The sequence below is a fragment of the Ginsengibacter sp. genome (assembly GCF_057362405.1).
Genome location: NZ_JBMQQG010000067.1, coordinates 36,134 through 48,694, shown reverse-complemented (window position 1 = coordinate 48,694; position 12,561 = coordinate 36,134). Strand labels below are relative to the sequence as shown.

Annotated in this window: 10 protein-coding genes and 1 other RNA gene; 1 reads left to right on the top strand and 10 read right to left on the bottom strand. The window is 37.6% G+C overall.

The window, feature by feature from the left end:
- Window positions 1-82 precede the first annotated feature (82 nt).
- On the top strand, window positions 83-766 hold the full coding sequence (locus ACO1O5_RS06105; protein ID WP_486268951.1) for a hypothetical protein: 684 nt from the start codon (window positions 83-85) through the stop codon (window positions 764-766).
- Window positions 767-850: 84 nt separating this feature from the next.
- Here ACO1O5_RS06105 and yajC read toward each other — a convergent pair whose 3' ends face one another.
- From yajC to fabD, 10 genes are all read right to left on the bottom strand, one after another.
- Window positions 851-1,192 carry a preprotein translocase subunit YajC gene (gene yajC, locus ACO1O5_RS06100; protein WP_486268950.1) on the bottom strand — a complete coding sequence of 114 codons (342 nt, stop codon included), beginning with the start codon at window positions 1,190-1,192 and terminating at the stop codon, window positions 851-853.
- 35 nt (window positions 1,193-1,227) lie between these two features.
- A complete protein-coding gene (locus ACO1O5_RS06095) occupies window positions 1,228-1,665 on the bottom strand; it encodes a DUF1573 domain-containing protein (RefSeq protein WP_486268949.1) in 438 nt (145 codons plus the stop codon).
- A 25-nt stretch (window positions 1,666-1,690) separates the two neighbouring features.
- The gene (gene nusB, locus ACO1O5_RS06090) at window positions 1,691-2,623 is read right to left on the bottom strand and encodes a transcription antitermination factor NusB (protein WP_486268948.1); all 933 of its coding nucleotides are present in this window, start codon (window positions 2,621-2,623) and stop codon (window positions 1,691-1,693) included.
- Between the two features lie 204 nt (window positions 2,624-2,827).
- Window positions 2,828-4,786 carry a PQQ-dependent sugar dehydrogenase gene (locus ACO1O5_RS06085; RefSeq protein ID WP_486268947.1) on the bottom strand — a complete coding sequence of 653 codons (1,959 nt, stop codon included), beginning with the start codon at window positions 4,784-4,786 and terminating at the stop codon, window positions 2,828-2,830.
- A gap of 145 nt (window positions 4,787-4,931) precedes the next feature.
- The gene (locus tag ACO1O5_RS06080; RefSeq protein WP_486268946.1) at window positions 4,932-6,887 is read right to left on the bottom strand and encodes a PQQ-dependent sugar dehydrogenase; all 1,956 of its coding nucleotides are present in this window, start codon (window positions 6,885-6,887) and stop codon (window positions 4,932-4,934) included.
- A 298-nt stretch (window positions 6,888-7,185) separates the two neighbouring features.
- An RNA gene (gene rnpB / locus ACO1O5_RS06075) (RNase P RNA component class A) lies at window positions 7,186-7,592 on the bottom strand.
- A 128-nt stretch (window positions 7,593-7,720) separates the two neighbouring features.
- Window positions 7,721-8,746 carry a Smr/MutS family protein gene (locus ACO1O5_RS06070; RefSeq protein WP_486268945.1) on the bottom strand — a complete coding sequence of 342 codons (1,026 nt, stop codon included), beginning with the start codon at window positions 8,744-8,746 and terminating at the stop codon, window positions 7,721-7,723.
- A gap of 46 nt (window positions 8,747-8,792) precedes the next feature.
- Window positions 8,793-10,535 carry an amino acid permease gene (locus ACO1O5_RS06065; RefSeq protein ID WP_486268944.1) on the bottom strand — a complete coding sequence of 581 codons (1,743 nt, stop codon included), beginning with the start codon at window positions 10,533-10,535 and terminating at the stop codon, window positions 8,793-8,795.
- A gap of 807 nt (window positions 10,536-11,342) precedes the next feature.
- The gene (locus ACO1O5_RS06060) at window positions 11,343-11,621 is read right to left on the bottom strand and encodes a hypothetical protein (RefSeq protein ID WP_486268943.1); all 279 of its coding nucleotides are present in this window, start codon (window positions 11,619-11,621) and stop codon (window positions 11,343-11,345) included.
- A gap of 51 nt (window positions 11,622-11,672) precedes the next feature.
- A complete protein-coding gene (gene fabD, locus ACO1O5_RS06055; protein ID WP_486268942.1) occupies window positions 11,673-12,554 on the bottom strand; it encodes an ACP S-malonyltransferase in 882 nt (293 codons plus the stop codon).
- Window positions 12,555-12,561: the final 7 nt, after the last annotated feature.

The window sequence follows — 12,561 nt, the reverse complement described above, 5'->3', positions numbered from 1 at the left end:
TTTTATTTTGGACTTAAATTACCTGCCCTAAATATTTTTGCAATAACGCACAAAATTCTTCATTTTATAATTAAAAAAAATCATGCTTAAATTAATCCTTACCATTTTTTCGTTCAGCCTGGTCTCGTTTGCCTTTTGTCAAACCAACTTATCTCCTAACATTTTACAAGCTCCTTTTCAAGGCCAGCAGTTTACGGCAAAAGCCGATAACGATGTTGAAGGGAATCCAATGGTGTTTGACAATTGGAAAAAAGGTGAAGTAACTTTAAAAGACGGCGAAAAATATCCTATCGAAAAAATGAACCTGGATGCGCAAAGACATTTATTTCTTTACGCAGTGAATGATTCTATTTACGAATTTGATGATAACGTTCGGGAAGTAAGAATTTATGATAATGGCAATTCCGACAATCCCAATTCTGTAATGATTTTTAGAAATAATATTGATCCGCAATCTGATCATTTCGTAGAACTTCTGGACACGGGCAAAATAACAATATTCCAGGAGTACGAAAAAAAGCCGGAAGGAGAAAATTACTCAAATGGTATTGTAAACAACACGAGAAAATATACATTACATACCACCCAGTATGCTTTGATAAACAAAGTTGCTACTCCAATAAAATTTAATTCTTCAACCCTTGAAGATTTAACTTCTGATAAGAAAAAACAGGTGGAAGCTTTTGTGAAAGAGAATAAACTGAAAGTGAAAAAAGCATCTGACTTTCTGAAAGCAATAGACTACTATAACGCTATGGGTAGTTAGTGCCTAAGGTATGTACGATATTTGATGTGTGATGTACGATGTTGGCGAATATAACACCGCACATCACACATTATACTTCGAACACTATTTTATGGGCGCTACAGGCTTATTGATATTAGCCGTCCACTCCATACTTATAGAACTTTTTTCAATTTTGATATAACTGCCGGGATTAATTTCCAGCATCATCGTTCCATCATCATTTATCTTGTTTACGGTACCATGGATACCGGCAATTGTTACTATTTTATCACCTTTCTGCAGGTTGGCAAGAAACTGCTTTTGTTGTTTTGCTTTCTTTGCCTGTGGCCTTATCATAAACATCCAGAATACAAGAATCATAAGGCCTAAGAATACAAACTGGAAACCACCAGCACCACCTGAACCACCTTGTCCTAACATTAAAAAAACCGTTGCTACATTCATATTAATTGTTTTGTTTGTGTGTTTTTAATTAGAAATTATTTATCCGCAGAAACTACCTGTCCCGTTAATTCTAGTTCGGGAAACTTCGGGTACGCATTTGAACTAACGGTAATTGTTTTATGTACGTCGCCTACGCGTCCCTTGCTATTGAATACCACCTTTAAAAATCCGGTTTCTCCAGGCTTAATAGGCTCTTCGGGTTTTTCGGGAACCGTGCAGCCGCAGCTTGCAATTGCAGATGAAATTATCAAAGGATTTTTCCCGGTATTGCGAAAACGATAACTATATTCCACTTTATCACCATCAGTAACGCTTCCGAAATTATAAGCGGAATCAATGAGTTGAACAGTTGTTGAATCGGCATATACAGTACCACCTTTCGCTAGAAGCGCATCTGCTTTGTTTCCTGAATGCCTGATATCGCATGAAAAAAAGATAAATGCTATACTAAGGCAGGCGAACAGTTTATTCATTTACTTTTATTTTTTTGCAAAGGTATTATAAAGTACTGTTTTTAAAATTCTTCTTATTTATTTTATTCTGCGTAATTAGTTCCTTATGAATGTTATCCAGTATTCCATTTACGAAATGCCCGCTTTGTTCTGTACTGTATTCTTTAGCCAGGTCAATGTATTCGTTAATAGTAACTTTCGGAGGAATCGTTTCAAAATATAAAAATTCACATACGCCCATTTGCATTAGAATCATATCAAGCGCTGCAATTCTTTCAGCATCCCAGTTTTTTAATTTCGGCTTAATCATTTCCAGGCAGAAATCTTTCTTATCGATTACACATTCCATCAATTCTACTGCAAACTCCATCTTTTCTTTGCTTACCATTTCTCCAAAATCAAATGTCGACGGCTTTTGCAATAATCCATTCATAAGCACGATCATCATGTCCGCGTCGTCATCCCAATGAATAAATTTTTCTTCCACATCACTTATAAAGTTTTCTTCGGGAAGCATCAGCGTGCCGAAAATAAATTCGAGTATTTTTTTCTCAGATTTTTTCTCCCTGGATGTAAGCTCTGTATATTCTTTATATTCAGCGGAAGAAATTAATGTATGATATAATTTTCTCACCAATTCCTCATCTATTAAATATTTTATTTTGAAATGCTCCAATGATTTTTGAAATGAATTGTTATCAAGAATGGCCCAAACTATTTCGTTGCCTGCGATTCTTGTATTTATATTCAGGTCCTTTAAAGAGGGTAAATGTTTTTGGGCTTTTTGAACGGCATCCTTCTCAGCAAACCTGGCCACTTCAATTATAAAATATACGAGGTACGTAAATAAATGCCGCGCCTGGTCGATATTTTGTTTTAATATCTGCAGAGCTTCGCCGGGGCGGGTTTCATTATTCATCGATTCAATGCTATATAGCGCCTGCATCACTTTTACCCTAATAATTCTTCTGCTTAGCATTTCTAAAAGAACTTTTTTTAGGCGGCAAAGATATAGTAATGCAGCTATATGGCAAATGAAAGTTCTTAAAGGGAATATTGGTTAAATCATATAAGAAGAAATATCCATACAGATCCCATCTGTCCTTATTGTAATTACATCTAAAGATGCATTATAAAATATAATGGTTGCTACGTTTGCATGGCCAATTGCTACGCGATTTTTTTACTGTACCACCAATTTTTTTCTTACCAGACTACTTCCGTCTGTATTACTCAACTGTACTATATACACACCTTTAAGACCTGCAAGATTTATAGTTGTTGTTTCCTGGTTCAGTAGTTGCTCTTTCACTTTTTGGCCTGCGCTGTTATATATGTTCATTAGCACTGCCCGGTTAAGATCAGGAACATAAACTATCGCTTGTGCCTTTGCAGGGTTGGGATAAATGGAATAACTTATTCTGCTGATTGCCGGCGTTATCGTACGTATGGGAGAAAAAGTATATGAGCCATCAACATTTTCTATCTGTAATCTGTAGAATAATTTTGCATTGTTCAATGGAAAAGAATCAGTAAATCCATAATCCAGTTCAGAACCTGAAGAACCATTAATTGATTTGCTGTTAACAAACCCAATGTTTGAAAAATCAGGTTGATTATTTTGTCTTCTTAAAACAGTATAGCCCGCTATATTTTGTTCTGAAGCAGTTTTCCATTGAAGCAATGTTTTGCCGGAAGGTGTTTTTTGAGCCGTAAATGAAATTAAGTTTAAAGGCAAAGAGCCCAGTGCAAAAGTATTGGAGGTATCACTAAAGCCTAAATCGTTAGTAGTTACAAGACTATAGTTTCCATCAGCAGAGGTGATGTAGTCGAATGATGTAGCGTCGGGTATAACCACATTGTTATTCAACCATTGATAGGTGATATTTTTTCCCTGCAAACCTTGAAATAAATAAGAGTTGCCGCCTTGGTTTATTGGTGTAAAATATGCCTTGGGCCGGCGAAGATAGCTGGTATCTTCCAGTTTATAAATCGTGCCGTCCCCGTAAAAAACAACATATTGATCTCCATCTCGATCTTCGCCAAATGATATTGGATTACCTGTAGCTTCTGCCGGGGAAATCAATTCGTGTACATTGCCGGAAACTGTACCGTTATCGAGTGAAAACGCATCTATAAATTGCAGTATGTAATCACCGAAAATATATTGGCCCCACAGTGATTTTGAGCTAGCGCTGCGATAAACATACCCACCTGTTACGGCTGCCGACGAACCATTATGAAAGTATTCATAGATGGGTACTGTAATCCCCGTTTTATCGCATCCTGATGATGGATTATAACATGAATCTCCCTCTACAATATTCCACCCGTAGTTTTCTCCTCCCGCATCATTTACTTTTTGGAAATTGACCTCTTCAATTTTATCCTGTCCCACATCTGCAATAAAAATATCTCCTGTCAACCTGTCGACACTGCTTCGCCATGGGTTGCGGACTCCATAAATCCATATTTCCTTTTTAATTCCAGGTGTTGCATCACTATAAAAAGGGTTAGAAGAAGGAATAACATAAGGTTGCCCAATTGTAGAATTGCTAACGTCAATTCTTAATATCTTTCCTAGAAAAGTAGCCTTATTTTGTGCGTTCCCGTTGGGATCGCCTTCGCTCCCCCCATCACCAAAATTAATATACAGATAACCATCTTTACCAAACATCAAATTGCCGCCTTTATGGATTGAAGTTGGCTGAGATTGAGTAAGTATCGGTAATGCGGAAGAAACATCTGCAACATTTGAATCTGCGCTACTTACTGTGTATTCTTCAACAACCGTTGTCAATTGAGATTCGATGTTGGTAGTATAATCAACATAAAATTTACCATCGCTTTTATAATTAGGGCTAAACACAATTCCTAATAAACCTTCTTCACTTGTAGTTGAAGAAATTTTGGAAGTAATATCCAGGAAGGGAGTGGATCGCAGAGAGCCGTCAGCATCTATAACCCGTATAAGGCCGGTTCTGTCAGCAATAAATAACCTGTCATCTCCGCAATTTTTTATATCTATCGGCGAAGTTATTCCGGAAACATATGGAATAACCGCAAGTTTTTGAGCTTCTGTGTGGAGTGAAATTGAAAAAGAGAAAATGGTCGCGAGAGAGGTTTGTAGGAATAATTTCATAGCTAAAAATTTAGGTTTTACCCGGCTATAAAAGAGCAACAAATACTTTGCCATCAAATTATAAACTAATACAATCTGTATTAAAAAAAATGGATTGCAAATTGATATGTACTAACGGAGGAAAACCGCAGCTAAAGAAATTCTTCTACTGTACTACTAATTTTTTCCTTACTTTATTGCTTCCGTCTGTGTTACTCAATTGGATGATGTAAACACCTTTGGAAGCAGGAAGTTTTATTATTTCGCTTTGCTGATTGATCGTCTGTTGCATTATTCTATTACCTGCATTATCATATAAAACCATTGCTACAGGTTGCGTAAACTCATTCAAATAAATTTGCACCTGGCCTTTGGCAGGATTGGGAAAAATAATGAAACCATTCTTAGTTTCGTCTGCACTTACGAATACAATATTTGAATAAGTAAATGATCCGTCAGCATGTACAATTTCCAAACGATAAAATATTTTTGTATAGTTTAAAGCTGAAGAATCAATAAAAACGTAATCAGTAGTTCTGTTGGAAAAACCATCTATTGATTTACTTTCTGCAAAACCGATATCGGAAAAATCTGTTTCATTATTCTTCCTTCTTTGAATAGTATAGCCCGCAATATTCAACTCCGAAGCGGTTTGCCAGTTTAATGCTACTAAGCCTCCGGATATCTTTTGTGCTGTAAACAATGTAAGGTTAAGCGATGAGCCTAACAGGAAAGCATCTGAAGTATCCTTAAAGCCAAGGCTATTGGTTACTTCCAAAGTATAACTGCCAATATCTGATGTTGTATAATCGGGCGACGTTGCCCCCGGAATAACGACACTATCTTTCAGCCATTGATATGTTAAACTCTTCCCTTGCAGGCCCTCCAATAAAAATGAGTTACTGCCAAGTGTTTCAGGGGTAAAATATGCTTTTGGTCTTTTAAGATAACTCGTGTCCTGGAGTTTATAAACTGTTCCGTTGCCGTAAAAAATAATGTACTGATCGCCATATTTATCCTGACCAATTGAAACGGGATTACCAGTTGCTTTGGCTGCCGTAATGAAGTGATTGACATTGCCAGAGACAACACCATTTTGCAAATAGAATCCATCTACAAATTTCAGAACCTCATCAGTAAATATATATTGCCCCCATAAAGATTTTGACTGTGCACTGCGGCAAACATATCCCCCTATTATTGCTGCTCCGCCTCCGTTATGAAAGTATTCATAGATGGGCATTGTAATACCGGTTTTATTACATCCTGTTGCAGGGTTATAGCACGAATCGCCTTCAACAATGTTCCATCCATAATTTCTTCCGCCAGGATCATTGGCTTTTTGAAAGTCAATTTCTTCAACTTTACCCTGGCCTACATCGGCAATTAAAAGATCTCCCGTAAGCCTGTCAACACTACTTCTAAACGGATTACGAACGCCATAAGCCCAAATTTCTTTTTTAATACCGTTTGTTGTGTCATTATAAAATGGATTGGAAGGAGGAATAACATAAGGTTGGGTAGACGAAGAATTATTAATATCAATCCGCAATATTTTCGCAAGAAATGTTTTTTTGTTTTGTCCGTTCTTATAAGGATCTCCGCCGCTCCCGCCATCTCCAAGGTTAATGTACAAATAACCGTCTTTGCCAAACATTACATTACCGCCATTGTGATTGGTAAAAGGTTGCAATTGCGTAAGCAGTGTTAGTGCAGACAATGGATCAGCTATATTCGAATCGGCTGCACTTACTTTATATTCTTCAACGAAAGTGGTTAATTGACCTGAAAGACGACCTGTGTAATCGACATAAAATTTACCGTCCGTTTTATAATTAGGACTAAAAGCCAGTCCCAGCAAGCCCTCTTCACCTTCGGTTGCTGAAGATATTTTGGAAGTAATGTCAAGAAATGGTGTGGTCCGTAGAGTACCATCAGTATTTATGATTCTAATTCGCCCACCTCTTTCCACTACAAATAATCTGTCGTCGCCGCAATTTTGAATATCTATGGGAGCAATAGTGCCTGATACATAAGGCACCACTGCCAGCTTCTGGGCAAGCATTTGCTGAGACACAAAGAATAATGAAAAAACAAAAACCCAATGTATACATATTTTCATCAGGTACTATTAAGCGTTAAAGAAAAATTTATGATTAAACTACGTTTTATTTATTAATAAAGTTTTAGTTAGATATAAAATTAATTTTTGTTCCGCCATTAATGAAACTAAACGGATGGGAACTTTAATAGGATGCCAGTTTGATCATAATATCCTAAATATGCTCGTTTGTAGTCAATAATCAAACTAAAAATTAATGATGATGTGTTTTTGACGTGCCACAGGTGAGTGTTTTCGAGTCACCCAATGTGTAATCTTAATAAAAAGGGAGAAGCCAACTGCTTCTCCCCTTCAATTCATTTACTGCAAACCTGTAAGCCGGATTCTGTTTCCGTCCTTCGACAAGCAAAGAACGGATGGCTATCATTTATCTGGCTGTTACATTACTGCAACAATCTTGCTGCCTACCCTTCCCGATATTCTGCAATTGCAGAAATATAAACGAGCCGCTTACTTTGCATCAAGGCAAATCGGGATATACGTGGCATTGCAGCACACAAGGTTTACCCAAAACTATTGTTACCAACAGTTCCCGTGAGCTCTTACCTCACGTTTTCACCCTTATCCACCAAAGGCGGACGGTAATTTTCTGTGGCACTTTCTTCCCGATCAGGATCGGGTCCGGCCATTAACCGGTGTGTTGCTCTTTGCTGTCCGGACTTTCCTCCGCTATCTTTCGATAACAGCGATAGCCCGGTTTGCAGTGGCGCGAAGATACCCTTAAATCCCCTAAAGGGGAATTAAGCAGCTTCTAATTTTATGAACGGATAATTAATTCAGGAGTAATGAACCTTCAGTTTGCAAAGTCCCCCTCCGGGGGATTCAGGGGGCCTCTAATATTGAAAGAAGATCTCCGTAGCGCCAAAACCAAAATTGTGATGATACTGATTTACAAAACTCTTCACTTCCTTTTTCGTTTTTAGAATTTCATGAATCTCTTCACGCAGTTTACCGGTTCCTATGCCGTGTATTACTATTAAATTGGGCTGATGATGCGCCAACGCGAGGTTATAGTATTTCTCAAATGCTTTTAGTTGCAGCGTAAGTATTTCGAAGTTGGAAAGTCTTCTCCAGTCATCTGATAACTTCTCAATATGAAGATCAATTACTGATCGGGCAGGTTCGAGGTTTTGTTTTACTTTGGATGCGTCATAAAGCAATCCTTGCATGTTGTTATACTCAGGAATAACCTCTTCCATTTTATCAGGATATTTATCAAAAAGAAGAAATGAGAAGGAGGGCTCATTCTTTAACTTTATTTCTTCTATTTTTTGAAACAGTTGTTTTGCCTTTATCTTTAAAGAGGTTTCAAAATAAGGCGCTTTCTTTTTATCTGGTTTAATTAATGAAAATTCAAAAGTGAATTTTGGCGAGTCATTCATTTGCTCGAATGGAATATCATGAATATAAAAATCAGACAAGGAAAATAATTGATTCTTCAATTCAAAATCGGGCGAACCTGCAAAATTAATGCGGTAAACGAAATCATAAGGTTCATCAGTTTGGTTAATGAGATATAGCTTAAAGCTTTCAACAACATCATCATCAAAAACATTTTTATCAAACAAAGGAAAGAATGAAAGCCACACGCCTTCACTTGCTTTGTGTTTAGGAGTTGCTTTTTCTTTCTTAATGCTATCGATATAAACTTTGCCTTTTTTATTGGAAGGATTACGTTCATCAAAATATTTCTTTTCCGCGAACATTTTAAAATAAGGAAAGTCAATCTGGTCCATATACACAGGAAAGCGCACTCCATCAACATCTATCAATACCATTTTATCATTAATGATGTCTACCACTTCTCCTTCTTCATTGGAATGCAGCACTAAAACTTTATCACCTATCTGGTATTTCATTTATGCAAAGATAGGTATGAGGTATCAGTTATGAGGTATCAGAAACCTAACCATGAACCTCCCCTTTGTTGTCGGGGGCTTCCTCTCTCAATTTGCTATTATGCCTGCCATACAAAAAATAAATAACCAACCCGATAACAAGCCAAATCAAAAAACGATACCAGTTGGTATGACTTTCCTGCGCCATTAAATAAAAACAACTCAGCAGGCCCAATACAGGTATTAAAGAAAAATCTTTAGTAAATGATAATATTGAAATGGTAGTGGCAACGATCCAGAATATCAGCATTGGCAACCCCTCTTTTTTTATTAAGCCTGCAAAGTGTTCGGGTGCATATATTAATACCAATGAAGTTGAAACTATAAACAATGCCGGTATAATATATTTTCCGCTTATCTGCGGCACCCTGAATTTCGATTCCGGCCGGTTAGGGCTTTTCTGTAAAACCAATATGCCGCCGCATACCAAAACAAATGCAAACAAAGTACCGATGCTGGTTAGTGCAATAACAACATCTAAATTCAAAAATAAAGCAGGTACGCCCACAACAATTCCCGTTAGTATGGTTGAAAAAGATGGCGTTCTGTATTTGGGATGAATGCGTGAGAAAATTTTTGGCAATAACCCATCGCGGCTCATACTCATCCAGATGCGTGGCTGGCCTAACTGATAAACAAGCAGCACAGACGCAATAACAAAAACTGCACTTACTGAAATAATTCCGGCAAGCCAATTAGATACTTTTGAATTTTGATTTTGAAAAACAAAAGCCAATGGATCAGCAACATTAAGCTTGGTGTAATTCGTCATACCCGTGAGAACTATTACCAGTACGATGTATAAAATGGTACAAATAATTAAAATATTAAACATAGCCTTAGGCAAATCGCGCTGGGGATTTTTACACTCTTCCGCAGTAGTGGAGATGGCATCAAAACCAATGTAGGCAAAGAACACAGCAGACACACCGCTTAGCACACCCGAAAATCCGTTTGGCATAAACGGATGCCAGTTAACAGGATTCACATAAAATGCTCCGGCAACTATCACCAAAAGAATTACAGCAAGTTTTATCATAACAAACACATTGTTGGCGGTTCTCGATTCGCGTATTCCAATGTATACTATGTATGTTATAAATATTACAATGCATAAGGCTGGAATATTCATAATAATTCTAAAGCCACCAATGGTTGGAGCCGTTAGCCAGGTATGATAGGCATTGGTAAGATTTTGATCGAGAGTTGAAATCACGTTTGCGCCGTGTGCCTGTACTGCTTTAAAAACTTCATCATAACCTTTATGTGCTGTGAAATAGTCTATCGTCATCCAGGTGGGAATGTGTATATGAAACCCTTCGAGTACGCGAACAAAATACTGGCTCCATGAAATGGCAACTGCGATATTCCCGATTGCATATTCCATTAAAAGATCCCAGCCAATTATCCAGGCAAACAATTCACCAAAGGCTACATAAGAATACGTGTAGGCGCTACCCGATACCGGAACCGTAGACGCAAACTCTGCGTAACAAAAAGCGGCAAAGCCACATGCCACAGCAGTAAGTGCAAATAACAATGTAACGGCAGGCCCGCCATGAAAGCTGGCGGTACCAATAGCTGTAAACACGCCTGTACCAATAACCGCAGCTATTCCAAAAAATGTAAGGTCTCTTACCGTTAATACTTTCTTTAAGTCTTCATGATGGCCGTGAGCATCGGTCAATCCTTCCGCCGCTTCTTTTAAAATTGCAGGCACACTCTTTTTACGAAATAACGGATTCGGCATTTTGGTAAACTTTAGTATGCCTGAAAATAAAGAAATATTGTGGAATAATTATTCTAAACAATATTCAATATGCGAAATAAAAAAGGATGGGTTGCTTTGCTTTACTAATTTATGAGTTTTTGCTGTAACAACTTCGCCCTCAACTCAGAGTTAATATTTTGTCACCAACTTATTTGCGTTCATGTAATGTCTTCAATTTGGTGAAGTCTTTTAGCATCTTCTAAAGCGTCGTCAAGGTCCTCATATAAGAAATCGGTGTGAGTATTAAAATCTTTGTCGCAGCCGAAAAGATAAAATCCTTTGTCATCATGATAAGAATCTTTTTACGGCATAAATCTATAATTACCCTATGCCATCAACTTGAACTTCTTTATTAATTTTTTGAATCAATCCCTACCAAACTTTTCCAGAACATGCTTCTGTAAAATGATTAGCGCGGTCTTCAATCATTTGTTCAACTGTTTGTGTCCATCTAACAGGGCCGGTTATTTGAAAATCAGCATGGCCGAGAGAACGTTATTTGTCGAATAGCTGCCATTTTTATCATTAACTTTTGATTATCGGATTTTAGCTGTAAGGATTTTTCTTAGGATTTCTCCTCGTATCGTACATGTTGAGAATAATTATCCTGTTTTGGCTAAACTTATAATAAAGTCTATTGTGTTTTGTAATCAAAATGGCCCTTACTTCCGGCTTCGCGATAGAGGCTTTACCGATAAACGGATGTTCTCGCAGGTTTCAATTCGCTTATCCAATTTATTTAAAAATTCAACGGCAGTCTTTTCGTTCCATTCTTCCTCAAGGTATTCAAGCAGCTTGACCAGTTTGTAATTGAATCTTTTCTTGTAAATTATTGGTACGCCATTTTGCAGTCGCTGCTTTGTATTCGTCTTCGGTCATTGCATCTTTTTCATCAGGCTCGTTTAATAAGTTCATTAGTTCTTCCCTGTCTGTGTTATTAAGTTCATCTATAATGTCCATACTTTTATCATTGAAATACTCAATATCAGCTTTCACCAATTCAAGTAGCTGCTCATTGTTTATCGATGCAACCATCTCAAGAACCTGTTCTTTTAGCGCAGACATAATGTTTATTTTAATTAGTTCAAATTTACGGATTTTGTTGCGCATCCAGAATTATCCAATTCCATCTACCTGAACTTCTTTATTAATTTTTTGAATCAATCCCTGTAGTACTTTACCAGGACCTGCTTCGGTAAAATGGTTAGCACCGTCTGCAATCATTTTTTCAATTGTCTGTGTCCATCTAACGGGGCCGGTTAGTTGTGAAATTAAGTTGGTTTTTATTTCTGCCGGATCAGTAACCGCTTTTGCCACTACATTTTGGTATACAGGGCATATTGGCAAATTAAAAATGGTATCTTCAATTGCTTTAGATAGTTCTTCTTTGGCGGGCTGCATCAATGGAGAATGAAAAGCGCCGCCAACCGGAAGGATAAGTGTTCTTTTGGCTCCAGCTTCCTTTAATAATTTACAGGCCTCCTCAATTCCTTTTATGGAGCCCGATATAACAACCTGGCCGGGGCAATTATAATTGGCAGCTACTACAATTTCGTTTGTTATCGAGGCGCATATTTCTTCAACCCGTTTATCATCAAGCGCCAGTATTGCCGCCATTGTTGAAGGATTAATTTCACAAGCTTTCTGCATGGCTTCTGCCCTTACAGATACCAGTTTAAGGGCATCTTCAAAACTTAAACATTCATTGGCAACCAATGCGGAAAATTCGCCAAGCGAATGACCTGCAACCATATCCGGTTTATTATTTGCGAGCGTCTTAAAAGCAATAACAGAATGAAGGAAAACGGCAGGTTGCGTTACGTTCGTTTGTTTTAGTTCTTCTGCAGTTCCAAAAAACATTACATCGGAAATCGGGAAACCCAAAATTTCGTTTGCCTTGTCGAATAAGAGTTGCGCCTGCTCATCTTCGTCATATAAATTCTTTCCCATTCCAATAAATTGCGAGCCCTGACCGGGAAACACAAAAGCGTGTGCCATAATATAT